We start from the raw sequence: 26620 nt of genomic DNA on the forward strand, positions 1-26620 counted from the left end.
ATATTTAATATGTGATAAGAGCTTTTTGGAGTTGTGTTTTTATAGTCTTTTTTGTTTGTGAGTAAAAAATCAATAAAAAAAGGAATCATTCATCCATATATTTCATATATTTGCCGAACCATCATGCCTTTCCGTTACTTAGCAAGTAACGTCTTTATTTTGCCGTTTCCGGTGTTTCTATCAGCTATTCCAAAGCCTCTGATTTCCTTTAAATACGTAATCCATTATTATCAAATTAGCCTTACTAAGTTTCTCGTTTTCAAAACGCTTCAGATAAGTGCGTGTCACTTCGAGGGAGGAATGTCCCAATCCCTCGGAAATGACTTCTTCGGGGACTTCACAATATTTTGCCAGCGTCGCCCAGGTGTGGCGGGCGGTATAGGAGCTGACAGGAGAGTCCACACCGCAAAGCGTGGCCAGGCGGGAAAGGTTATAATTGAATATTCGCAGCTGTCGGCGATATTCGCCATACGCTTCCTCTCCCCTGCTTCGTCCGTCAAGCAAATCGAGCAGATAAAGGGAGAAGGAATCTTTGCTGCGATAGCGCTCGATGATTGCCATCGCTTCCGGTGGAACCTGAATACTTAGTTCCGTACCTGTCTTCTGTCGGCGGAAGTGCAGGAAATATTGTTTTCCACCGCTCTTCTTCAGGTTCACGTTTCGCAAATGGATGAGGTCGGAAAATCCAATGCCTTGTAGTAGCAGCATCAATGTCAACAAATCACGCGCACGTTGCAGACTTGGGGATAGCCCTGTTTCACAAAGCATTGTCCGGCTGCAATTTTTCGCTATCAGTTCACGCATTTCACTGACTTCCAGCGCCAGTTTCTTTTCCGAAGTCACGCCTGTAAATACATGATGAAACAATCGAAGTTCTCCTTTTATGATTTCTTCGTCCACTGCCCGATTATAAACGGCACGCAAAGCGCGGAAATAAGTGGAAATGGTGTTCCAACTTCGTTTGTTATTGAGCAGGTATTGCTCAAAATGCTTCATTTCCATCTTGTTGAAGACACTGAAAGGTAAATCATTCTTCCCTTTATAAATACGGAGCGCCTTGAGGGCATAGCTGTAAATGTAAGCCGTCCCATAACGCTCTTCCTTTTTCAGGTTTTCAATCACCCGACTCATGTAATTCGTAAAACTTTCTGTTTTCATCATTCCAACTGTTTTTAGGATTTATTATTTTGTTCTCGTCTGCAAAGATTCAACTCGTTGCGTACAAAGAGAAAAAAGAAACAGGGAAGTTGTTTACGCAAATACAATTATTATATAGAAATTATCTTTGATATGGAAAATTCAAAGAGAGAGACATCAAATCATCAGAAAAAACGCTGGAAAATAATGAAGGCCGATGTGGAATTGGGATTCCAGACTTATATTTTCTCATAATATATGTAAGAGGCTGAATTCAATACACAAATCGAATTCAGCCTCTCATCATTTTTTATGCTATTCATTTAGAATAGTAGTATTTAGCTGGCAATTATTTATTCATCGTCATCAGTAGGTATTATATTGATGGCAGGATTAATAATATTCCAGTCGCTAACTACTCCTGTGAAGGTTACAACATTCAGAGAGATGGTGATTGCATAGTTTACATAAGTGCCCGGTGCCCAATTCACAGTTTCGGCCATTTCTACTGTTTTTGTAAATGTCTGGGTCGGTGTGCCATCTGAATAGAGAACTTTATAGACTATTGTTATGGTAGCATCTGTGCCTGTAAAGCTCTGTGGCATCACCAATAGGAACTGGTTATCATCAGGAAGTTCCAGATATGTATTCACCCCGTAGTAGCCCACTCTGCGACCTGTAGATCCGGCACGAATGTCAGGAGCATAATTCACTTTGGAAGAAGAATCCACAGTCCACCAAGTGGTATTAGCATTCTCTTCGGCATACTTTTCATAACTAAATGTGCCTTTGTAAGCGATAGAATTCAACGTGATGCTCATAATTCTCACAGTCACCCCCGATGCGGAATAGTCACCTAAGGTACGGGCACAGAACCCAACTTTAGTCAGTGCATGGTCGAATGGCAGATTGACTGTTCCGCTCGTTCCGTCCTGGTCTTCAGCCACGGCTATCAGAAGATCTTCCTGGTTGGCTATCGTGCTATTCACTGTATAATTGAATATCGGAAAGCCAACTGATGTGGCAGATGTCGGGTTAGAAAAAGTCAGATTAGCAGCCGTATTCGGTGTCCAGGCATAGAAGTTTACGTCTCCCGTATTAGGCCAATATTTCGTTGGAGAATATGTAAATGTAGAATCATTATATACCACGTGCTGGGCATACATAAAATTAGGTTTCAAAATTTCTGTTGAACGGTCGCCAACACTATCATAATATGCATAGGTCCAAAAATCCTGCTTTAGGGCTCCAGCCGCCGCCGAGATACCTCTGGTTACATTCTTGTCAAGGAATGTTTTAAAACCGATTGTTCTACTACTATTGATATTGTCATTAGGCATATCAGAATCATCCTGGGAACATGAAATCATTAGACTTAGCATAACGTTTGCACTTGCTAAAAACAACAAACTCTTTTTCATACTTTTTCGTATTAAGATTTTTTCTTTAAAAAAACAACTAAATAGGTATAGGATAGATTATTTCTTTCCAATCGTTTACATTTGAATCAAACCCTCCGTTTGTACTTGTGGTATCGGGAGGAAGTGATATTTCAGCGTCAATTGCAAAGTCACCCCCGTGGGGAAGTTTTTTAATTAGGTTAGTTATATCAACATTTCTTTGTACAATGCCATTTTTCAGCAAGAATTCTAAAGCTAAGTAGTGCTTTGTGGATACAGATTCTTCACTAAAAGTGCCAAAACTGCGAAAATTGAATGAAACGGTATTCGATTTAGAAGTTGCGTCGAAAAAAATAGTGGATGCTTCGCTACCCTTTCCTGAAGCAAGTTGCAGCCTACCAATCATGCCTGTTACTGCGCCTCGCACCTCGTGTGCATATTGAAGTCCCTCAACTTCGATGCGACCCGTATACGAACAGACCATTTGTTTAGGTTTAAAACGGATGATGGTTGATTCGGATGATATTTCAAATGAATCGATATGATCCCACCATAGGTTATCAGGTTGTGCATAAGTTTGTTCCCCTTGCACCGGATTCTGAAAAGATGGACGGTATACCTGATTCGTAGCGGCTTCATGCGTCTCATATTTGCCTATATTTCGAAATACTATTTTTTCAGAATCATTGTTATACAGAATTAACTGATAATCATCTTCACGGATTTCAGAATTCCCACCATTGGTTAAGTAATTGTCCTGTACATACTTATTAGTTTTAAGTGAATAAAAAGAAACTCTTATACCATCCGGCAATCCCTTTTGCCCTTCCCAATCCGGAAGAATTTCCACAGTTATCATCTCTTTTTCACGAATACAATCATCAGTATCATCATGAATGCATGAAAGAAATAGAATCACTATCAGTAACATTCTTACAAAGGTTCCTATAGTATCCGTTGATGATCGTTTTTCATGACACATATATTAGCAACTTTACTATAACAACCATTCGGTTAAAAAAAAGTTCGCTCTTTTTTTGTATTTTTTTTCAAAAAATAAAAGGGGACAAAAGGGGAAAATAAGTTATAAATAAATGTGACATATACGAAAAGGGCATCTACATTGAAAAAGGGGGCAAATTCGATTCTTTTTATACATAAAAAATACCATTCCGGAAGTATGCAAATCACGTACTTTCCGGAATGGCAACTAATACCTCGAAAACAAATACCTGCCACTTTATTTCAAAACAAGTATTTTCAATCTAACCTAATATACCTGAAGCTAATCCGCCTCTCTTGATTTTGCATTCCAAACCAACAATGCAAAGAGTACTGACAGCAGAGCTGCACCAATCCAGAACCAATTGATGTACGTGAAATCATAAACATCAACTCCGTTCTGAACCGTCTTCTGACCCTCTATCAGAATACCACTCATCACATCTTGTAAACCGGCTCCAATATAACTGGCAATACCCACCACTCCCAATGCTGCGCCAGAGGCATTGCGGGGAGCAATATCGACAGCCATCAGTCCACCCAAAAAACAGATGAGCACTCCGATACCCAACCCGAAAAGTACCATGGCAAGTACATCTATCCAGAAGTGTACGCCCGGAACAAGCAGGAACAGGCAAAGAGCGGAAACATTCATCAATCCGAATACTAAAGCAGGAATATTACGACGACCGGAAAACAGCTTATCTGAAATGACTCCCGAAAACATGGTACCGATAATACCACAAACCGGACAGATAGAAATAATAAAACTCGCATCCAGTGTGGAGTAGCCTTTCTGGGCTTCCAAATAGAAAACGCCCCAACTATTGATAGCGTAGCGGCTGATATACATGAAAGCACTCGAAAGAGCCAGTATCCAGATGGCAGGCATCAATAGGACTTGTCGCTGCGCTTTATTAAAATCGGCCGTTTCTGTGGCACTCATCTCCTTTTTCTCTTCGGGCGCATTCATAGGAGGAAAGCCCTGACTTTCGGGAGTGTCATGGAAGAACTTCCAGACAATCAGTGCGCCAATCAGCCCCACAACACCCGCCCCGAAGAAACCGTAACGCCAGCCCAGCACACTGACGATGGAGGCAATAATCAGAAAGGTTAATGCTTCACCGATGTTGTGGCTGGCAGACCAGAATCCATAGTAGGAACCCCGCTCCTTATCCGTGAACCAACGGGAAAGGCCTACCACACAAGATGCGGCTCCCATAGACTGGAACCATCCGCTAATTCCCCAAAGTATGGCGAACAGGAGGAACGAATGGGTAAAACCCAGACAAAGATTAACCAAAGCCGTAACCAGCAAACCAGTGGTCATAAAACGATTGATATTGCTGCGGTCGGCCAGGAAACCATTCGTGAATTTGCCGAGGGCATAGGTGAAAAACAGTACAGAGCCGATAATGCCCAGTTCAGTTTCCGAAAAGATACCCTCATCCACAATGGGTTTCTTTACGACATTCAGACTAAGACGACAAACATAGTACATACCGTAACCGAAAGTGGCTGAAAGGAAAGTAGACCATTTCAGGTATTTAAGGCGACGGGCTTCGGAGGAGGACAAAGACTCCCCATTACAAGGTCTCGGTGAAGAGACCTTGTAAAAGTTGATTAGTTGTTTCAGCATGTCTGACCGTTTAAGGATGGAGATTCTTTTTCTTCAGATATTCGAGAAGTTCGCGAGGCCTGTCTGTTTGGATAAGACGGATGTCCTGCCGGACAATCCATCCCCAGCTCTGTTCGTACTTCTGTTCCTCCACTGCCTTGTCATCATCATGTCCACCGCACAGTTCAGGCCACATGGCATTTACAAAGACTTCGGCCCCACTATCACGCACTTTTTTAATCAGGCGCAGTGTCTCTTCAGAATACTTGCTAAATACCAGTTCAAAAACAGTAGGTTTGAGATTCCGGATATAGCCGTCAATGATGGTCTCCGCTTCGGGGTTATCCAGATTGACAACAGGCATAAATGTCATTTTCTGAAGTACATCCCCATGCTCGCTTGTTACCTTTTCATACGGAAAATCAGACTTGATGATGCATTGATGAGTAGTACCCGTTTTTTCCAGAATCTGATAGGCCTCCTGAAAATAGTCATATCCTTTGTCTACATTGACCAGAATCTTTCCTCTGCACAGGTTCATCACCTCTTCCAAAGTTGGAATGAGGTGGGCGGTCTTATGTCCGGCTCCGTTTTTCAAACGGAATTTCTTCAGTTCTGCCAGGGTATAATCCTGTGGTAATCCTTTTCCGGTGGTTGTACGGTCTATCTTTTTATCGTGCATCAGGATTAAATGCCCGTCTTTGGTTTTCTTCAAGTCTATTTCAACCATATCCACTCCCATCTCAATACAATTTTTGATGGCTTGCAGGGAGTTTTCGGGAGCGTTGCGCCAGTCGGCACGGTGTGAAACGACCAGTACCGACTGCCCGTCAATGTTATGAAGTGCCTTATTTACATTTTCGTCTGATTGTTGTGCACATGAGATAAGAGCACACCACACTAACAGACAGCTACATAAAAATCTATTTCTTATCATTCTATTCTTTCTTTGATTGATATGGATTATTAGGGTTGCGCAGGTCCGTCTTCTACCTTACGGATGGCATGATTGGAGTAATCGGCTACATACAATGCACCGTCGGGGCCGAACTGGCAACCTTCGGGATTATTGAATTCTGCCTGTGAAGCAATTCCGTCCGCCATGCCTGCTTTATTTTGTCCGGCATAGGTTGAAACTTCGCCATCGGGAGTGATAATGCGAATACAATGGTTTCCCCTGTCGGCTACATAGAAATTGCCATCTTCACCCACATCGCCTTGTGACGGTTCGTTGAACTTGGCAGAAGTGCCCGTCCCATCAGCATATCCTGTCACTCCGAAAGAGCCGGCTAGTAATTTCACACCACTAAATTCTCCCGTAACGAGATCATAACTTACCTTATATATCACATGATTCTTACGTGAAACAATATAAGCGGTCGTGCCCGACTTATCAAATGCAATTCCATTGATATTCCCCTTACTCGCAGCCGTGCCCGAAGCATCCGGGAGCTGGAACTTAGGAATAAAGCTCGTTCCGTCATACTGATATATCCATGAGCCGGAATGATAGCCAATGAAAACAGCACCTGTCTTCGGGTGTACTTTCACGGCTGTGATACCTCCCTGTTCCCACAGTGAAGTCAGGTTTTCGAACTTATTTCCGTTTCTAGTCATTGTGCCGAATCCCATAATTCCGTCTGCATTATTATCATTGGCTATATACATCGTATTCTCGTCCAATGAGAAGTCGATAGCCCGCATTCGCTGTACCAATGAGCTTTCCGAAGCTTTCAGCAGAGTGGTCAGCTGGTTGTTCCCTGCCACCCGGATACATGCCATATCATCTGCCAGACTTGCTCCGTCTTCAACAATATACAATGCTTCGTCTTTTCCCCACGCCAAATAGCGGGGTTTGGACAGGGTAGCCACAGAAAAAGCTCCGTCTGTCTCACCACTGCCTTTTCCCCCTAAATAGGTAGACACGACCTGATTGGATACATAAGTGAAATTCTGGTCATAAATCAAGATTTGCGCATTGGGTCTTTCACCGAGGATGACTCTGACTGTTCCCGAGCTCGTACCTTTCTGCACTTCGGCTGTGATGACTTCATTGGTGACTGTTTTCACCACTGCTTCTTTTCCGTTTATTGTTACCTTGACATGATTGGGATCTGTGCCAAAGTTGGTTCCGTTCAAAGTGAGCAACGTATTTCGTCCGCCCGTGACAGGGGAGAAATCTGTCACTTCCGCTTTCTGATTCTGCGGTTGGTCGTCATCGCTACAAGCATAAAACACGATGAACATGATAAATAATGCCGCTAACGGGCCTCTCTTTACTATATAATTGATTGTTTTCATATCTTTTTTATCTGCTATAATTCAACTTCATTTCCATATCAGTTTGCAACTTCCGGACGGGATGTCGGGCGACAGACGTAGGGGCCGGATATCTGCTTGATTTTACGTTTGGTATTGTTATCCTCCAAGATGTAAACATAGTATTCGTCGCCTCCCGGCAATACCCGGACAACAATATGTCCTTGCTTGCTTTTCATCTTTTCCGTATTCTTGCCGATGACTATTTCAGCGGCAGGATGCAGATTGGTGGCGAATACATCTCTCTTTTCGGGATACAACTGTTTGGAAAGCATTCGTTCCAATGTAGAATGATTGGGATGCAGGGCATCACTTGCCTGAATAATAAACACCCGAGGAGACAGAGTTAAAATAAAGGCATCATTAGTGGCATTGTTGTATCCGTGATGATTCACGCAACACACCTCCGTGCGCCCCACGACGGGAGCCATCGGCGTTTCTACATCATGAAACAGGCTTCTTCCCGGTTTCGGATAGCCGGTTACATCTCCTCCGGTATAATACGAAAAGTGACCGTATGTGATTTTCAGCGCACAACTCAACGTATTCTCTTGCGGAATATCATACTTTTCCAATGTACTAAAATCGGGAAACAGGTATTTCGTCTCGTGTCCCTTTCCCGTCCATAGCCAGCCATTGGCATAGATGTTTTGCACTTTGAAATTCCCGGCATAGCGGATGGAATCATGCAAAAGTTTGAATTGATTCTCCACTCCCGGACGGAATTGTTCGGCATTGATTCTACGTTTCGTAAAATGCAAAAAATTGAAGTAATTCTTTATCATTTTATCTTCTGTATCAACCAGGAATTTGTAATCCGGAAATCCTCTGTCCACCAGTGTACTTATCTGAAGGTTCTCTGCCACCGTTATTATTCCGGTATTATAATACCTGCCCGATTCGTTCTTCATCTTGAGTACACCTCCCATGTGGTCGCTATGGAAATGGGTAATCAACGCATAGTCCAACTTCTGATTTTGAGCAGGTGCCATGGCTTTGATATAATCCACTATCCATTCGCCGGGAGTACGGCCGGCATTGGGTTTGGGTAGTACGTGTCGGGGGTTGCCGGCTTTGTTTTCTCCTGCATCTATCAGCATCGTGGTGCCGTCGGGAAGAATGAGATAGGCACATTCTCCACAGCCTGTATTGATGTGGTGAATATCCATATATCCTTCCTCCCATGCAGGCAATGCCTCTCCCACTTTCTGCGCGAAAGAGGCTATAGGGAGAAAACATAAAAGCAGTACAATTATTGTTTTCTTTATTTTCATCTGAGTTGTTATACTTATTAGTTTTTCATAACAGTATACAATTATATCACATTAGTAGCCGGGATTTTGAGGGAACTTGTCCGGATTGTCACGCAAGGTCACTTCACTATTGGGAACCGGGAACAACAGATCGTCTTTATCTATGATGATCCCAATCTTTGAGAGTTCATTGATCGCATTTCCCGAACGGATCAGGTCGAACCAGCGTTGCATCTCCATCGGGAATTCCAAACGTCGTTCGAGGAAGATGGCATCCCGGAAAGTATCCTGATCGGAAAGTTGATTGCCCGTATATGCTCCGGCAGCGTAAGAACGTGTTCTGACATCGTTTAGTGCCAACAGTGCCGGACTGGTTGCGGAATTATCGAAAGAAACTTCATTGCAGGCTTCGGCATACATCAACAATACATCCGCCCAACGGAGCACCGGAGTATTGTATCCGTACTGTTCCAATGTACTCTGAATATCGGCATATTTCACCAACAGATTATTATCGGTATTGGTGCCTTTCATACTTCGCATCAAATCGGCGCGACGGTCGGAAGAATGGTAGATACATTGAGCGGCATTACTTAGTTTGAATGCTTCGTTCAAGTCGGCCTGATTGGCGTAATAGGTCAGAGCATTGCGTCCCTCTCCTGCTATATCTTTATCAAAAATGACTTCAAACAAGATTTCTTTATTCATGGTTTGCGGTGACCAGCCGGTATAATTCTTGAAATCGGAAGCCGAACTTCCCTGTACCGGTGCCGTGCTGAATACATTGGCAATATCGGGCAATAATGTATGTGTGCCGACATTATCCGTATTTATAAGTTCGCCCAGTGACTGTTTGGCAGCCTGCCATTTCTTTTCCTGCAGATACACTTTGCCTAACAGAGCTTTGGCGGCCAATGAGGTGGCACGTCCGGAGTTTTTCCCGGTGAACACTTTCGGGAGGTTATTCGCATCCGAAGCAAATTGCAAGTCCGTTTCTATGGCTGCGTATATATCGGCCACTTTATTGCGTTCACATTCTGCCACCTCCGTAGCCGTCAGCGGAGTGAGAATCAGCGGAGCATCGCCCCAGAAACGAACGATGTTGAAGTAACACAAGGCCCGCAGGAAACGTGCTTCGGCTTCGTACTGGAGTTTCAACTTGCTATCTTTTACTACGTCAATGTGGTAAATCACATTATTGCAGCGGTATATCGTTTCGTATGTTTTTTGCCATACGCTACGGAAGATCTGATTATCAGACTGTGCCGTAAATATTTTAATGCTATATTCACGTCCGGCATTTCCTCCGGTGTTGGCAAATGATCCTAAATCGTCCGAACGGACATCGGTCATAAGCACCATGTATTCTTTATACATAGCTCCTGCCTGTAAGTTGGCATAGGCAGCAGTAAGCGCATACTCTATGTCTTCTTTGTTTTTATAGAAGTTCCCGGTGGTCCCGGTGTTTCCTTCTGGCTTCTCATCGAGAAAATCGCTACACCCCGACAATGAGAACAGGGTAACGGTTATGATACACAGGTGGATTAATATGGTTTTCATATCTTTCATTTGTATTTTTTGTTTTTACAGACTAAAGTTAATTCCAATCACGAAACTTTTCGAAAGCGGGTAGGTACCGTAATCAACTCCTTGCATGATAGGGCTGGAATTGGTGCTGACTTCGGGATTGTATCCACTGTATTTCGTAAATGTGAATGGATTGAAGGCCGAACCATAAATGCGGAGACTGCCTATTCCCATCCGTTTCAGTAAATATTTGGGTAATGTATATCCCAGTGTGATTTCGCGGATACGCATATACGAACCATCTTCAATGTGCCAGGTAGAAATTACGGAGTTCATTCCCGTTGCGCTACGGTTTGCTTTATATACACTGCCGCTGCCCGGGTTGTCTTTCGACTGCCAGCGCTCTCTTGCTATGGCAAGCTGATTGGCATTTCCCTCCATGTTAGCCAGGTAACGGCGATTAATATTGGCTATCTCATTACCATGGACTCCTTGCAGGGAGAGGCTAAAGTCGAACGACTGGTATCGCAGCGAAGTAGAGTAACCATAAGTAAAATCGGGCATATAGTTTCCGGTTATCTGTTTATCGTCGGCATTGATAGTGTCGTCTTTTCCAAATTTCTTGAACCGGAAATCTCCGGGCTGTGCATTGGGAACTATGATGCCATTGGCTATGTCTGTTTCGATCTCGGCTTGATTCTTATATACCCCGTCGGTGACATAGGTATAATAATTGCCGATAGGCTCTCCCACTTTAGTGATGAAATCAATCACGCTATTCGCCTGCGTCACCATTTCTGTGGCACCTCCCAGAGATTTCACCTTATTACGGTTCATGGCATAATTAAAGCTATTGGTCCAGCGCACTTTACCCAGTTTGAGATTGGTGCCTAAAGTGATCTCAAGTCCTTTATTCTCTACTTTCCCGATATTCTGAAGAATGGTTGAGAAACCGGAAGCTTCCATAACAGGCACATCCAGCAACATATCGGAGGTCATACCTTTATAAATATCCACTTCAATATTCAACCAGTTGAGCAGACCGATCTCAACACCCAGATTCACTTGCGATGTTTTCTCCCAACTAAGATTGGGATTGCCATAAGTACTTTCTTTCGAGCCGATGCTATACACTCCGCCGAATACGTAGTTGTCTCCGTTCACAATGCCGTAGGAAGCATAATTGCCGATACTCATATTTCCTGTTTCTCCCCAGCTTGCACGAAGTTTCAGGTTAGTCAACCAGGAAGATACCGGTTTCATGAATTCCTCTTCTGTCACATACCATGCTCCTGACACGGATGGGAAATATCCCCAACGATTGTTTTCTCCGAAACGGGAAGAACCGTCGGCACGAATGGTGGCCGAAAAGATATATTTGTCAGCGTAGCTATATTGGGCACGCGCAATACCCGAAAGCAATGACCAGGCTTCTTTATTGGAGTCATACTTGGTGGCTGTGGAATTGCCGGGTATCGTATGCACCAGGTCGTTCATCGGAAGATCGGTAGCCGTTATCCGGTTAGCGTTACTTTGATAACGTTGGGCTGTCCATCCGGCCAGTGCGCTAATGTTATGCAGTTTGTTTATCTTCTTCTGATAATTTAATGTATTCTCCCAAACCCAGGTATATTTGTTCTTGGTGCGTGATTCTCCGGTCGGATTGGATGGCGGGGTGCGGTTTGCCGAATTGGGCAAAGCGGCCGGACGGTAGTAGTCGCGCACATAGTTATTATAATTCCAGCTTCCCTGCATTTTGTAGTTCAATCCTTTCAGGATTTCATATTCTACGTATGCGGTTCCCAACATTTGGATGGAGGTCATTTGGTCTTCAATAAGTGTGGCTACGGCTACCGGATTATTCAGTTTGGATTGTCCGTAGCTGGTATTGTTGTGCTCATAATTGAAGTCGCCGTTTTCATCGTAAATTGGATAAATAGGAGCTGCTCCCAATGCCAGTGACAGCACACCGTCGTCTCCATATCGTCCTTCGGTGTTTACCAGGTTGTAGATATTCCGGGTTAAGTTGATGTTACCTCCGAATTTCCAGCGATTATAGTTCACGTCTACTTTGGCTCGAAATCCCATCTTCGTAAAATCGGAATTGATAACTATTCCCTCTTCATTCTGATAGTTTCCGGAAAGCATGTATTTTATATTTTTGTTTCCTCCGCTTACAGACAGGTTATGTTTCGTGATGAAACCTGTACGCAATACTGCGTCCTGCCAGTCTGTATCCACTAATCCTTGTTCACCTTTGACGTAAGGCAGTATTTCCGGTGGGAGCATCCAGCCTTGATTTTCATTGATACTTCCGGTTTTCAGATTATTCCAACGTTCCAGATTCGTTGCATACGGGTTATATAAATCCGTTTTTCCGGCTGTCCGTAATTGGTCATAATAGGCATTGTTGTGACCGTCGAATACGAGTTGGGCATATTCATAGGCATTGAGTACGTCGATTTTATCGGTCACCATCTGCGCACCTGCATAACCGTTGTATTTCACAACCGGCTTTCCTTCTTTTCCTTGTTTCGTGGTGATAATGACAACGCCATTACTTCCTCTCGAACCGTAAATGGCGGCAGCTGAAGCATCTTTCAGCACTTCGATAGATTCAATATCAGATGTCTCGATGGATGCCAATGGGCTGACCGTGATACCGGTAGCATCTCCTGTATCGTCACTCAACGGCACTCCGTCAATAACGTACAACGGAGAACTCCCGGCAGTTACTGTTCCTACTCCACGCACTTTGACTTCAAAACCTGCACCCGGTGTACCATTGGGTTGAGTGATTTGCACACCTGCCATACGCCCGACCAATGCCTGTTCGATACTTGTTGCCGCAACGTCTGCAATATCCGACGCACGGATGGAGGAAATGGCGGTGGACACGTCTCTCTTTCTCTGAACTCCATAACCAACCACCACTACTTCATCAATCATCTTACTATCTTCTACCAATGTCACTTTACCGGTATTTTGGCTTTTAACAGGAAGAGTGACTGTCCGATAGCCGATATAGGAAATGGTTAAGGTAGCCGATTCGGGAACATTCATCAATGAATAATATCCGTCAACATTGGTGATCGTACCGTTATTCTCTCCTTTCACCTGAACGCTGGCTCCGATGATGGGTTCTCCTTTTTCATCAACCACGATTCCTGTCACTTTCTTTGTCTCCTGCTTCTCCGATGACTTACGAAGTAAAACAAGTACATTATCCTTCTCTTGCTTATAAGTCAGTTCCATTCCATTCAACAGTTGGTTCATCACCTGTTCTACTGTTGCGTTCTTTACATTCAGAGATACTTTCCGATCTAACTCGGGGAGATTTTCATTGTAGAAAAATTTGTAACTGCTTACTTGCTCAATCTTCTTTAAGGAGGCTCTTAAAGACAAATCTTTCAAATTAACCGTTATTTGAGAATAAGCGGCAAAAGAGATGCTTAGGAACAATAGCAAGCATACAGCCCGTAGCGTTCTCCAGTTCTTACTTCTCTCCCCATGGGTTTGAGGGAGATTTACAAGGTGTTTTCTGTTTTTCATATATCCAAACTTTTAAGTTGTTTGATAGGTATACAGACTGCTATATCCTCCCGTCCAAGCGCCTATCAATCTTTAACTCTTATTAACCAACTCAATCCAGAGAATAAAAAAGCCATTCCTTAGAAGTGAAATTCCGAAATGGCTTTTATTATTATTTGAAAGAATGCTTATCTATTTATTTCTCTTTTAAGACAATCACCGAACCGTCCATCTCATAATAGAAAGGTGAAGTTAGCATCAGAATATTCAAAGCATTCTGTATACCGCCACCCGGAATAGTTCCCGTGAAGTATTCTTTAGGTAGTTTACCGGAATCGAAGCGGATCTCTACGTCATAAATACGTGAAAGGGTTTTCATGATATTTTCCAAAGATTCTTTCTCAAAGTACATATTTCCTTTTGTCCACTCAATATAGTCAGTCGGGTGCACTTGAGTAGTCTTTATTTGGTGGGTGGTTTTGTTATACTCTATTTTATCTCCGGGTTTCATGATATGGGATCTTTCTTGTGCATATACTCCTACCTTTCCTTCCAGCAAAACAACCGTTATCTCTTTATCATCTTTATAAGCAGATATATTGAAGGAGGTACCCAGTACCTTCACTTCCAAATCACCGATTTGCACAATGAAGGCGTGCTTCTCATCATGGGCTACTTTAAAATAGGCTTCACCATTCAGTTGCACGCGACGAACTTTTTCTCCGAAATTATTCAGATAACTTAATTGGGAAGCTGAATTGAGCACGACATTTGTTCCGTCCGGTAACTCGATGGTTGCTTTATCTCCTTTGGCCGCTTTCACAATAAAGGGTGTTTCTGCTATTGGAGAAGAATCTAAAAGATAGTAAGTGAAGAAAGCGACACAGACAGGTAATAAAATTGCAGCAACCCATTTCCAAGGGATGATACGGAGGGGGCGCACTTCCTTGTCCAAAGTCTCTTCTTTGATTTGGGCAAAAAGTTTATCACGCAACACCGGATTCATGGAGGAATCCGATCTCTCAAACTCCTGTTCCCACCAGTCGTGCAACTGATGGTCATTCTTTATCCAGTCTGACAGTTCTTTTATCTCGACATCCGTGATCGTTTCTTCGAAATATTTTTCAATTAGCTCTTTATAATGTGTCTTATCCATCTTTTCACTTATTTACAAGTATACACTTTCATCCTACTTCCCATCCAAAAACAAGTATTACTATTACATTTCATTAACAAAAAAGGCCAACAAAAGGGTAATTACCTTATCATAATGCTTCATCAATTGTTCACGCATAAATTTCACAGCCAAAGATAATTGAGTAGCAACCGTACTTTCGGAAATTCCCATGATTTCGGCTATTTCTTTATTTGTGTAATTCTGTCTTTTGCTCAAAATGAATATTTTCTTCCGTTGCGCAGGCAATTCTTCGGCAAGAGAATCGATATACTCATTCAAAAAGTGCAGATCAATATTCTCTTCTGTCTGTGAATCACGGTCTACACTACTTTTCATGAGATATTCATTGTAAACATACTCTACGGTCTGACGCTGGTACATATTCATCAATAAGTTTTTGGCAATCGTACAGAGAAAAGAGATAAACGAGGAAGCCGGGTCTACTTTTTCATGCACTTCCCATATACGAATGAAAGTGGCTTGCACCACTTCTTCGGCCATATATTGATTGCCGGAAGAGAGTCGCATAATGAAATTGTACAGTTTGCCACTATACATATTATACAATCTTTCGAATGCCTGAAAGGAACCGCCTTTTAAGTCGATTAATAAATGTTTTTCATCTGTAGAATCTACCATATCTTAGAATTTTGCAACAAAGGTATGCAGCCATAGGTCATAAACAGGTGACAATATTATTAATATTTTCTCAATTATCCGACTTTTCTGAAGAAAAAGATAGTAAATAGCAAATAGTAACGCCATCCGGTCAGGATAATGACGCTATCCAATCGGGATAGTGACGGTATCCGAACCGGATGGCGTTACTATATTTAGTGAGGTAATTCGTACTAATAAGTCAGACGAACACCTGCTTGTATATTGAAGTTAAACGGATTCTCTTTACGTATAGTTTGTATATCGGAACCATCATTGAAATAATAAGCAACACCCGGTTCCACGTAAATACCCAAACGTTTCGTTGCATTGATCTGCGCACCTACACCACTGGATACCGAGAACTGCAAAGGCTTCACTGTTTCTTTTTCAGAACCTAGCTTTCCATAAACACATTTTTCAACCATACCTCCACCGGAAACATAAAGAGTGACAAGTTTCTTATCCAGGAAGTTCCAGTTGGCACGCAACGGGATACCGATATAGTGTAGTTTCTGCTCTATCTGTTGTTCCTCACCTGCCAGTTTTGCATCCGAAGAAAGCAGCGTATAAGTCAGTCCTGTCTCAAGAGAGAATCCTTTAGCCAAACCTTTACGAACGGATAATCCGAAAGAAATAGGCTGATGATGTTTAATGTCAACCACCTGTTTGGCCTGACGCAGGTAAGGTACTCCATCTTCGAAAACCAATGTTTGGTCATTAGGAATCGTCTCCATCAGACCGTTGGAAACTGAAAGCATACTCACACGGGACATATAAGCATGAGATCCGGCACCTACTTCTGTCGAAGCACCTCCTGAATTTCCTACCGAAAGTCCCATTGACCATGTTCCCTTTTGAGAAGATCTTTTTTCTGTCGGAATATGAAGTTTGTCTTTACCGGAGGGGCGGCGCGGTCTGTTATTCAATCGCTCTGTATCTTGTGACTGTCCCTGACTGACATTTGTATTTTCTGCCTGCTTCGGTTCATCTTTTACATTTTCAGTTTCTCCCTCCCCTTTTACATTCTTATCTTCCTCACTCAAAGAGTCCTCTCCATTTCCTGTTGAAGGTCCATTTTCATTACCGATCCCTAATGGATCTACACCTGTTTTCTGCTCCGTATGATTCCTGTCGACTTTCGCCAAACGATCTTCGCGAGTTACCGGTCGTAAGACAGGTTCCACAGCAGTTCCCTGCATATCCGGTTGTTGCACACCCGGCAATGCATCGGGCGTGGAAGCCAATGCCGGAGTTTGTATATGACGTATTTCATCCGCAGCGGGTGTCCCTAGAAAATACAGACTTACTGACGAAACGACAGCTAATATTATAACAGCTGCAGCAGCCATCATCCATTTTCGATAAGGATATATTTTCTTCTCCACAGGAGGCATAAGTTCTTTCTCCAGTTGTTCCCAACCGGAAGCAGGCACCGGCTCGGAATAATCCGCGAGCTTCTCCTTCAACTTATTCATCCACAATTCTTTCTCTTCCATCTCTATCTATCCATTATGCGTTATCCATTCTTTTACTCTTTTTGCTAATACACTCTTCGCACGAAACAGTTGCGAAGCCGAAGATTTTTCATTGATACCTAATACCTGTGCAATTTCTTTATGCGATTTGTCTTCAAATGTATAAAGGTTGAACACTGTACGATAGCCGGCGGGTAATTCTTCAATAAACTGCATCAACACATTTTGTGGAATCGCTTCTACATCGGAAGCATCCGGCTCTTCATACTCTTCGGGCAACTCTTCGAGAGGTGTCGACTGATTGATTACATCATTTTTCCGAAGATACTGCAAAGCTGTGTTGACCATCACCCGTTCCATCCAGGCTCGCAAGGAGCCTTCACCCCTCCAGGTGAACTTATCGAACGAATCGAATATCTTTAAAAAACCGTCGTGAAGCAGATCCTGGGCTGTATCCCGGTCGCCGGTATAACGTAGACAGATGCCAAGCATACGCCCCGCATACTGTTCATACAGTTCCTTGCGGGCCCGGTTATTACCCAGCCTACATTGTTCCGACAACTCTATTTCTTCCATTCTCTTATACACGTGTTTACCTTATAAATGCAACAAAGATAGAAATACTGCACAGAGAGAACAACTCTTTTATCACTTTTGTTTCTTTAACAGATCCGAATGCAATATTTTCTATCCCCTTGCATTTTCACTACAGAAAGAACAAATATTATAAAATCTAAAACCGAGTAAGTATATGAAGAAATTTAAATTCATTGCCTTTATCTTTGCTATTATGACTACCATGCCGATTCTCCAGTCATGCTTGGACGACGATGACAGTTCGTCCGATCTTCTGGCTATCAGCACCATCAATATGATTAGCCAGGATAGCAAGGAATTTTATTTCACTTTGGATAACGGGAAAAAAATGTATCCCAGCAACTCACAAGGATGGAACAATGAAGATTGGGTGGAAGGACAACGAGCTTTTGTGATATTCAACGAGCTGGAAGAGCCTGTGAATGGATACGACCTTAATATTCAGGTGAAAGGTATCAATCCAATCTTAACCAAAGACATTGTCACAATGGGTGAAGATGGCAACGACGAAGAGAAAATCGGAGATGATAAGATCAACACGACTTATATGTGGATCAATAAGGATAATAAATATCTGACGATTGAATTCCAATATTACGGAACACATAGTGAAGATAAAAAACATTTCCTGAATCTGGTGATTAACGACAAAGAAGAGACCGCTCCCACTGCTGACGAAGGCAATGCGGAGGACGAATATATCAATCTGGAATTCCGTCATAACAGTGAAGGAGATACTCCTCAACGTTTGGGTGAAGGATATGTGTCTTTCAAACTGGATAAGATTAAAGACCGGATGGAGGGGAAAAAGGGACTAAGAATTCGTGTCAACACCATTTATGGTGGGCCGAAAACTTATGAAGTAAAATTTCCTTAAACGACTAATCTAATGTGAACATGCGAAACACACTCTTTTTTAATATAATATATTAATTACGCAAAAGAGGGCGGTAGTTGTGAAACTGCCGCCCTTTTACTTTCTTCTTTATATTTTATGTTCTTTTTCTTCTAAAAGAGTTATTTCTTATCTCCCAGATAATTCCAGACTACTGCACTCAATGCAGCTCCTACAAATGGAGCAAGGATGAATAACCACAACTGAGACAATGCTTCTCCTCCTTGGAATAATGCCGGAGCAATACTACGTGCCGGGTTCACAGAAGTCCCTGTGATAGGAATACATACAATATGTACCAACACAAGAGTCAAACCGATGGCAAGTCCTGCCAGATTACCTGCTCCCTTCTTCGGATCGGTAGAGCCGAGCACTACCAATACAAATATGAAAGTAAATACTGCTTCCGCAATAAATGCCTGCAACATTTCTCCATCGCCAAAACCATTCGAACCTGTCGCTGTAGGCCCGTCATGAGCACCGGTAGAAACTAAAGCAAAAAGAATAGCCGAGCCGATAATAGCTCCGATTACCTGGAAAATCATATACATACCTGCATATTTTCCATTCATACGACCAGTCAAAAACACTCCTAATGTAATAGCAGGATTAATGTGACATCCCGAAATACCTCCGATAGCATACGCCATCGCCACTACGGATAAACCAAAGGCTAAAGCTACGCCGATCGTTCCCACACCAGCACCTACTGTATCAGCCAAACCACCAGCAAAGACGGCGCTACCACATCCCATAAGGACGAGCACCATCGTTCCAATCATTTCTGCAATGTACTTTTTCATAGTAATTAATATTGTTTTTTGTTTACTTTCCAAAAATAAGCAATTCAGACTAGAAATCAAAACATATCCGTATTATTATAGCGCAACTTTGCTACATTTTTTACAGAAAGAGATTGTTCTCGATGGAAAAAGGGATTCCCTAATGTGCTATAACAAACATTGTATGGACTGTAAAGAAAGCATTTCCTTGGGAACCGCCGCCTTTATTTCCTCTTTCAGGACGCATAAGAGACTGTGGCGAATAAAATCTTTATTTGTTGCCAGTACCACTTGCCGTGTAGGTCGGGGAATGGCAAACGGACGTACCAACTGCCGCTGTTCTTCCGTCAATTGCACCACTGCTAGTTCGGGAATAAAAGTGATTCCTTTTCCACTTTCTACCATTCGCATAAAAGTTTCCATACTCCCCAAACGATAGGCCATCTGATTAACCTTCACGGCCTCCATCTGACAGAAACGGACGAGTTGATCGCGAAAGCAGTGTCCTTCGTCCAAAAGCCAAAGATGTTCGCCTGTTATATCAGAAGTACGGATCATATCATGCTTGAAAGAGGATTCTTTTCGTGACACATAAGCGTAAAATTGCTCATAGAAAAGAGTTTCTTCTGTCAAGAACGTATCTTCCAGTTTGCTGGCAATAATTCCCGCATCCAAATCTCCGGCATGCAAAGCCTGCTGAATATCCTGTGTCTTCATTTCCGTGACACGAATATCCAGTTCGGGATATTTTTCCATTAGTTGAGGAAAAAAGCGAGGAAGCAGATAGGGAGCGATAGTAGGTAATACCCCCAAGCGGAATACGCCTGACAATGACTGTTTATCTTCACTGATTATTTCTTTCACTTGAGCTGCCTGCGCCAGAATCACGCGAGCCTGGTCTATCACTTTCTGTCCGATGGCTGTCGGACAAACGGGCTGTACTGTCCTATCGAACAACTTTACTCCCAGTTCATCTTCCAGTTTCTGAATCATTGCACTCAAAGTAGGCTGCGTCACACGACAATATTCAGCTGCTCGTGCGAAATGCCTGAACTGGTCTACAGCCAGTATATACTCTAATTGTTGTATCGTCATCTATCAAATCTTATTAAGTTATAGATTTCATCTATGCAAAGATAGAAATTTTCAGTTTGCCAACAAGCATTTTACGCCTTATCTTTGCAGTACAGAAAAAAAGAAAACAAGTATAAATCATTAAAAATAAAAGAATATGAAAACTTTAGAATTTATCAAATTGAACGAATCGGGAGCAAACAACGTAGTAGCATCTTTGCAACAACTATTAGCAGACTTCCAAGTGTATTACACCAATCTTCGCGGTTTCCACTGGAATATCAAGGGACATAATTTCTTTGTACTCCACAGTCAATTCGAAAAGATGTATGATGACACGGCTGAAAAGGTGGATGAAATCGCAGAACGTATCTTGATGCTGGGTGGTACTCCTGCCAATAAATTCAGCGATTATCTAAAAGTAGCAAATGTGAATGAAGTGGATAAGGTAAGCAACGGAGACGAAGCTTTGAATAATATCCTTCAGTCTATCAGCTATTTGATTGGTGAAGAACGTAAGATCTTATCTATCGCTTCTCAAGCTGGAGACGAAGTAACCGTTTCGATGATGAGCGATTATCTGAAAGAACAGGAAAAATTGGTTTGGATGTTGGTTGCTTATAATAGCAAGTAATTAAAATAAAAGGTTTAGGTTTTAGGTGAGAAAGAGAGGATATTTCCGCAAAAGGAATATTCTCTCTTTTTTATTAAGAGAAAACGAAACTGGAAATCTCTTAATATAGATATTAATAAAAATTACTCCACTAAAATAACATTCTGCAACCTAATATCATTAGAAGCGGCACCAATCATAAGATGGAAATTTCCAGACTCTACTACTTTCTTCAAAGTATAGTTAACCAAGAAAAAGTCCTCCTCTGTCAAAACAAAAGTAACTTTTTTCTCTTCTCCTTTTTTCAAATGGAAACGTTCAAAATGTTTCAACTGTTTCATCGGCTGAACAACTGATGCATATTCATCTCTCATATAAAGTTGTGCTACTTCTTCACCATCACACTTCCCTGTATTCTTTACTTTAAATGAGACTTCAAAACAACGAGCAGATTTCTGCACTACCTGCAAATCAGAATATTCAAAAGTGGTATAACTCATCCCATAACCAAAGCTATATAACGGAGAAAATGACACTTCCACATATTCATGATTTCGAGGAGCTTTCTTATTATAATAAACCGGAATCTGACCTACAGAACGCGGAACGGAGATTGGCAAACGTCCGGAAGGATTATAATCTCCAAAGAGAACATCCGCTATGGCATTTCCACCCTCCTGCCCCGGATAGTAAGCAGTCAGTAGTGCATCAGCATATTCCGAAGCCCAATTCTTTTCTAAAGGACGACCTTCAATATAAACGACAATCAAAGGCTTACCTGTCTTTTGCAAAGATTCCAATAGTTCTTGTTGTCTACCAAGTAAGGATAAACTAGCACGGTCAAATCCTTCTCCACACTCCATATCACTTACACTACCCTCTTCAGCTACAGCCGCACCTGTTTCTTTATAGCTCGTTTTAAAATCACGGGCACTGGAACCACCCACAACCACAATTACAACTTCGGAGCGACGGGCAGCTTCAATTGCTTGTTCTATCTCATTCACTGTAGTATCACGAATAGCACAGCCTCGTACATATTCCACACGAGAAGGAGATAATTTTGTTAGAATTCCATCAAGAACTGTTTTCACATTACTATCTTCCTGCGGGGCTGTATAGTCCCCTAACATATTATATCGATTGTCAGCATTAGGGCCAATTACCGCCACCTTATTTATCGTCTTGCTTAAAGGAAGAATTGAATTCTCATTTTTGAGAAGTGTTATGGAAGACTGTGCGATTTTACGTGCCAGGTCGATATGTTCTTTACGGCGTACTGTTTTAGCAGCAATTTTCGGATCCACATAAGGATGCTCAAACAAGCCCATCTCAAACTTCATCCGTAACACCCGGCAGACAGCCGTATCAATCACAGCCTTATCCATTTGTCCGGATTGAACTGCATGACAAAGGTTGGTATAAGCATCCCCACCCAAGTCAACATCAACGCCAGCCGTTACAGATTGTATGGCTGCATTCTCTTTGGTTGGAGCAACAAAGTGGCTTTCGTGAATCCCTTCAATACTATATAAATCGGAAACTACAAAGCCACGAAACTTCCATTCATTACGCAAGAGTTGAGTCAGCAAATAATGGTTCGACGTACAAGGTATCCCATCTATCGAATTGTATGAAGTCATTACAGACAATGCCCCTGCATCTATTGCCTTACGAAAAGGAGGAAGAAAATTCTGATGCAAATCACGAATACCGACTGAAGCATAATTACCATTCTGTCCACCCTCCGGCACAGCGTATGCCAGAAAATGTTTCAAGGTAGCTATGGTAGCGTATTTTTGTGATAGATTACCTCCACCTAAACCGTCAACCATAGACGCCCCTAAAATGCCACTCAACACAGGATCTTCACCAAATGTCTCTTCCACGCGGGACCAACGGGGATCACGGGTCAAATCAAGTACGGGACCGTAACTAATATGCCCACCTTGGGAACGAATTTCTTTAGCGATAACTTGACCAACTTCTTTTACTAATTCCCGTGACCAGGTAGCCGCCATTCCGATACCCGTAGGAAAAACTGTAGCACCAATTGCCATGTGCCCATGAGGGGCTTCTTCCGCTAAAAACATCGGAATTCCCAGACGGGTATTCTCCATCACATACTTTTGCAATGCATTTCCGGCTTTCGCTGCCAATTCTGGATTTAAGCCATTAGCCAATGTTTTCTTTGTCCAGGGATCAGCACGATAAGTTGCCCAAAGCATTCCGGCATTTCTTTCTTTAATCAATTGCTTGAACTTTCCGGAAGGATGAACCTCACTACCATGGATTTCATACATTTCCCAACCTAAAGGACAAAGTAACTGACCGACCTTTTCTTCCAGAGTCATGCGGGAAAGTAAATCTGAAAGTCTTATATCAACAGATAGCTCCTTCTTTTTATAATATGGCAGAGATGATTGAGCAAAAACAGACACCCTCATTACTAGTATTATTAGCAAAACACAAAAGCGCTGTATCATTGTATAATATGGTATAAGATTCAACTGATATTTATAATTAACGGCATTTTCTACCATCATTGTTTTTGAGATTTATCTTTTTATATAAGTTACTTTCAACGGTTTCGCCAGCACCTTTCCGTTCACCACCGGATAGATATTTGTTTCCGCGTCAAACTGTCCCGAATTTTGATAAGTAATGGGCATTATCCCCTCTTCGTGAGGTTTCACCAGATGTGGGCTGATAAATTTAATATCCGTATTTCCACCCACTACCACAAACATAAGTTGCATATCCTTATCGGTATCATTCGCATATTTCAGTTTCATTGTTCTTGAGTGCCCCTTACTTATAGTGCCAAATGTCATTACCTCGAAATTCATCCACAACCCGCTTCCATACCCGTATGGATAGTTTTCCGACACAGAATGCCGGCAGGGGATGACGCTCCCTTTTATCCAAATACGATTATAACAAGTGTTATTATTACTCAACACGACAATTTCCTTACTGAAAAAGCCCGGACGATAAGCCGGATTATAGCTGACGGTTACTTCCCCAGTCTTCCCCGGTAAAATAGGCTCCTGCGGAAATTCATATTGCACACATCCACAACCAGCACTTATGCCGCTTATATGAACCACCGTCCTCCCTATATTCTTAAACAGGAATACATGAGACACGATTCCATCTTGCTCCTGAATTTCCCCAAAATCAAACTTCCGTTCTTCAAACTGAAGTGCTTCAGAAAGTTGCGGTTCTTGTGAAAGTGAGAACAGAGGATGCGAACTAAGACAAAGCAATAATAGAATAAAGCGAAACATCATATTTTCTTTTATAAATAAAGTCTCTTGCAATAAGTACAACACACCATTGCAAGAGACTTAAAAGTACTAATTAATTGTTTTGATACATATCAAACTCTGTAAGGACAACGCCATAACCGCCCGGTGCCAAATCTAATTTAAGATAACGGGCATTGACATTTTCATAAAAGCGAATATATTGGGGAGAAGAATATGACGGAAGACTTACACTACCTTGATTCATATAACTTTCTCCATCCACACTAATAGAAACAGTTGCGCTGGAACAAGAATACCAGCTGCCATAATGTGTCAACCTAAATCCTGAAATTCCTGTACACTCTTTAGACAAGTCAACAATAAGTTCTACATTGGAACGATCTTGAGAGATATAAGACCTATTATTCCCGTCAAAGAATACACGTCCGGCATCCGCACCTTTATAGGTAGCAGTCCATGAACTTCTATCGCTCACCAACGTTCCTTCCACACTTGTAGCTCCTTCCACACAATTAGTAAAAGCCGTATTAACCACCAAATAAGCCAAAGAATGTCCTTCGCTCAATTCAGCATTAGATACAGATATAATTTTCAGAGGTAAAAGATATGAATCATCCGCAAACTCATCCCACTTTCCATCTTCTATTTCCACAGTAACAGAATCAGAAGAAAGCATACTTCCCGCAGGTATAGTAAGTGTGTGTTTATCCAAACTTATATTTACCCCATTCGGGAAAGAAGAGTAATTGCCTATAAACGTATTTTTATCAATATCCAAAGTCACTGTAATATCTTCCGAAGCGACTTTAGTAGAACGGACGCCTATTTTTACTTTTTCCGGTCCGCTTTTAAGCGTAGACCCCACCGGTGTCCTCATCACCTCATAGACAAACGCGTTTTGAAGATTTTCCGTTGAAGACCAGCGATTCATATTGATATACACTTGATTCAAGCTACTTCCCTCCACATCATAACTTTCGTCGCTACATGCCTGAAAGCAGAATATTCCACCCACAGCCAACAATCCTATTATATATTTATTCAAATTCATAATTTACCGACTTTATTATTGTGCACATCTGTTTTTCTCGTCACTATCCCATGCTATAGCAGCACTGTAATCAAGGTTATACTGCATACCACTTGATTCTGTCACTTCACGAGCAGTATTTGACCAATCCATATCATAGCCATGCCCGGTTGCATCTGTAAAGATATGTCCCTCGCCTTCATTCATTTTCCAGTAAGCGACCAGCCCATCCGATTGGGGATCAACGCCACAAAGGTTTGTCTGAAGCTCTGCCGGACTTAACGCGCGATTCCATACACGCACTTCAGCCATACGACCGCGGAAATATTGGCTACCCGGATATCCGGCCCACGACATACCGAGTTCAAAACGTTGGAAATCCACCGGTTTACGGTCACCGTCCCCTTGAGCGTCTTTTACGCCATTCACATACATTGTCAGCTTACTGCCGTCATAAGTCAAAGAAATCATATACCAACGGTCGGTGCTAAACCGAGTAGTGGAAACGATGCTTCCGGATGGGCTTACCCATTGCAGTGCATTGATGTCCAAGCCGTTTTCTCCGAACCGAAGCATACTAGAACGTGACTCATTCTTCGAAGTAAAACTGCACAAACGGGCTATGCGATGCCATTCTTGAGAATAACACTTGATTTCATACGTAAAGTTGGCAAGTTCCTGCTTCTTGTCATCAGGAAAGATAAAATTACTGTAAAGTCCCGTATTACTGATATTCAACGAAGTGAAATAGAATACGCGGGCTACTTTCAAGAAAACGGTTTTGGAAGGTTGCAACACTTCCAAACCTTCCACTTGTGACATCGTAACAGGAATTACATAAACACGCCCTTCCGCAAAATCCTCTGTAGAAACGACCTTGACAGTGGCGGGGGTAGAAAAGGCCTTTCCCGCCTCAATAACCACCTCTTTATTCTCCAAAACTACCGCATTTTCCGGAATGGCATAATAGCTTGTATTATGTTCCTGATTATAAGCCTCCACCAATGAGTTGTCAATAGCAAACTTCACTTTGACATCTTTGTCTACTTTATTGGTAGAAGAAGCGGTTACAGTATACGAAGAAGGAGTATCTTCTACTACAAATTTGACAACAGGCGTTGTTTCAGTACCTGTTATGAAAGCGACATTCTTATTATAATCAAAACTATCACCATCCGCACAACCGAAGACCGATAATCCCCATATGGCAGCTAATAAAGAATGTTTAAAGATATATGTTTTCATCCTAATCTTAGTT

General features: G+C 42.2%; 21 protein-coding genes. 2 read left to right on the forward strand and 19 right to left on the reverse strand.

Annotation, left to right across the window (positions count from 1 at the left end; all coding sequences use genetic code 11):
• Positions 1–180: 180 nt before the first annotated feature.
• The 13 genes from DXB58_RS22670 to DXB58_RS22730 form a co-directional block, all read right to left on the reverse strand.
• Complete coding sequence (locus tag DXB58_RS22670; protein WP_309574115.1) at positions 181–1161, reverse strand: site-specific integrase; 981 nt, start codon at positions 1159–1161, stop codon at positions 181–183.
• Positions 1162–1490: 329 nt separating this feature from the next.
• The gene (locus DXB58_RS22675) at positions 1491–2558 is read right to left on the reverse strand and encodes a fimbrillin family protein (RefSeq protein WP_122138346.1); all 1068 of its coding nucleotides are present in this window, start codon (positions 2556–2558) and stop codon (positions 1491–1493) included.
• A gap of 37 nt (positions 2559–2595) precedes the next feature.
• Positions 2596–3519 (reverse strand): DUF5119 domain-containing protein, encoded by a 924-nt coding sequence (locus DXB58_RS22680; protein ID WP_122138347.1) that lies wholly within the window; start codon positions 3517–3519, stop codon positions 2596–2598.
• 303 nt (positions 3520–3822) lie between these two features.
• On the reverse strand, positions 3823–5178 hold the full coding sequence (locus tag DXB58_RS22685) for an MFS transporter (protein ID WP_122138348.1): 1356 nt from the start codon (positions 5176–5178) through the stop codon (positions 3823–3825).
• A 10-nt stretch (positions 5179–5188) separates the two neighbouring features.
• Complete coding sequence (locus DXB58_RS22690) at positions 5189–6094, reverse strand: glycerophosphodiester phosphodiesterase family protein (RefSeq protein WP_122138349.1); 906 nt, start codon at positions 6092–6094, stop codon at positions 5189–5191.
• A 29-nt stretch (positions 6095–6123) separates the two neighbouring features.
• Complete coding sequence (locus tag DXB58_RS22695) at positions 6124–7458, reverse strand: IPT/TIG domain-containing protein (protein WP_122138350.1); 1335 nt, start codon at positions 7456–7458, stop codon at positions 6124–6126.
• 38 nt (positions 7459–7496) lie between these two features.
• Positions 7497–8750, reverse strand: a complete 1254-nt coding sequence (locus DXB58_RS22700; protein ID WP_122138351.1) for a ComEC/Rec2 family competence protein — start codon at positions 8748–8750, stop codon at positions 7497–7499.
• Positions 8751–8801: 51 nt separating this feature from the next.
• Positions 8802–10289: a RagB/SusD family nutrient uptake outer membrane protein gene (locus DXB58_RS22705; protein ID WP_158571582.1), complete on the reverse strand. Its 1488-nt coding sequence runs from the start codon at positions 10287–10289 to the stop codon at positions 8802–8804.
• 24 nt (positions 10290–10313) lie between these two features.
• Positions 10314–13808, reverse strand: coding sequence for a SusC/RagA family TonB-linked outer membrane protein (locus DXB58_RS22710; protein WP_122138353.1), 3495 nt, complete (start codon positions 13806–13808; stop codon positions 10314–10316).
• Between the two features lie 175 nt (positions 13809–13983).
• A complete protein-coding gene (locus tag DXB58_RS22715; RefSeq protein ID WP_122138354.1) occupies positions 13984–14943 on the reverse strand; it encodes a FecR family protein in 960 nt (319 codons plus the stop codon).
• A 63-nt stretch (positions 14944–15006) separates the two neighbouring features.
• The gene (locus DXB58_RS22720; protein ID WP_122138355.1) at positions 15007–15603 is read right to left on the reverse strand and encodes an RNA polymerase sigma-70 factor; all 597 of its coding nucleotides are present in this window, start codon (positions 15601–15603) and stop codon (positions 15007–15009) included.
• A 212-nt stretch (positions 15604–15815) separates the two neighbouring features.
• Entirely contained in the window at positions 15816–17120 is a 1305-nt protein-coding gene (locus DXB58_RS22725) for an outer membrane beta-barrel protein (protein ID WP_122138356.1), read from the reverse strand.
• A 6-nt stretch (positions 17121–17126) separates the two neighbouring features.
• Positions 17127–17675, reverse strand: a complete 549-nt coding sequence (locus tag DXB58_RS22730; protein WP_122138357.1) for an RNA polymerase sigma factor — start codon at positions 17673–17675, stop codon at positions 17127–17129.
• Between the two features lie 175 nt (positions 17676–17850).
• Here DXB58_RS22730 and DXB58_RS22735 point away from each other — a divergent pair, with 175 nt between their 5' ends.
• Positions 17851–18573 carry a NigD-like protein gene (locus tag DXB58_RS22735; RefSeq protein WP_122138358.1) on the forward strand — a complete coding sequence of 241 codons (723 nt, stop codon included), beginning with the start codon at positions 17851–17853 and terminating at the stop codon, positions 18571–18573.
• A gap of 140 nt (positions 18574–18713) precedes the next feature.
• Here DXB58_RS22735 and DXB58_RS22740 read toward each other — a convergent pair whose 3' ends face one another.
• A complete protein-coding gene (locus tag DXB58_RS22740) occupies positions 18714–19394 on the reverse strand; it encodes an MIP family channel protein (protein ID WP_122138359.1) in 681 nt (226 codons plus the stop codon).
• A 147-nt stretch (positions 19395–19541) separates the two neighbouring features.
• Complete coding sequence (locus DXB58_RS22745; protein WP_122138360.1) at positions 19542–20468, reverse strand: hydrogen peroxide-inducible genes activator; 927 nt, start codon at positions 20466–20468, stop codon at positions 19542–19544.
• A gap of 136 nt (positions 20469–20604) precedes the next feature.
• On the opposite strand from DXB58_RS22745, the gene DXB58_RS22750 reads away from it, so the two are divergent.
• Positions 20605–21081, forward strand: coding sequence for a Dps family protein (locus DXB58_RS22750; protein WP_004305814.1), 477 nt, complete (start codon positions 20605–20607; stop codon positions 21079–21081).
• Between the two features lie 122 nt (positions 21082–21203).
• On the opposite strand, the gene DXB58_RS22755 is transcribed toward DXB58_RS22750, so the two are convergent.
• From DXB58_RS22755 to DXB58_RS22770, 4 genes are all read right to left on the reverse strand, one after another.
• Positions 21204–23546, reverse strand: coding sequence for a glycoside hydrolase family 3 N-terminal domain-containing protein (locus tag DXB58_RS22755; protein ID WP_195401760.1), 2343 nt, complete (start codon positions 23544–23546; stop codon positions 21204–21206).
• 72 nt (positions 23547–23618) lie between these two features.
• Positions 23619–24353 (reverse strand): DUF1573 domain-containing protein, encoded by a 735-nt coding sequence (locus DXB58_RS22760; RefSeq protein WP_074557743.1) that lies wholly within the window; start codon positions 24351–24353, stop codon positions 23619–23621.
• 70 nt (positions 24354–24423) lie between these two features.
• Positions 24424–25383, reverse strand: coding sequence for a BT_3987 domain-containing protein (locus DXB58_RS22765; RefSeq protein WP_074557741.1), 960 nt, complete (start codon positions 25381–25383; stop codon positions 24424–24426).
• Positions 25384–25398: 15 nt separating this feature from the next.
• A complete protein-coding gene (locus DXB58_RS22770; RefSeq protein ID WP_074557739.1) occupies positions 25399–26607 on the reverse strand; it encodes a DUF1735 and LamG domain-containing protein in 1209 nt (402 codons plus the stop codon).
• Between the last annotated feature and the right edge of the window lie 13 nt (positions 26608–26620).

It is taken from the genome of Bacteroides sp. OM05-10AA (assembly GCF_003439055.1).
GTDB lineage: Bacteria > Bacteroidota > Bacteroidia > Bacteroidales > Bacteroidaceae > Bacteroides > Bacteroides intestinigallinarum.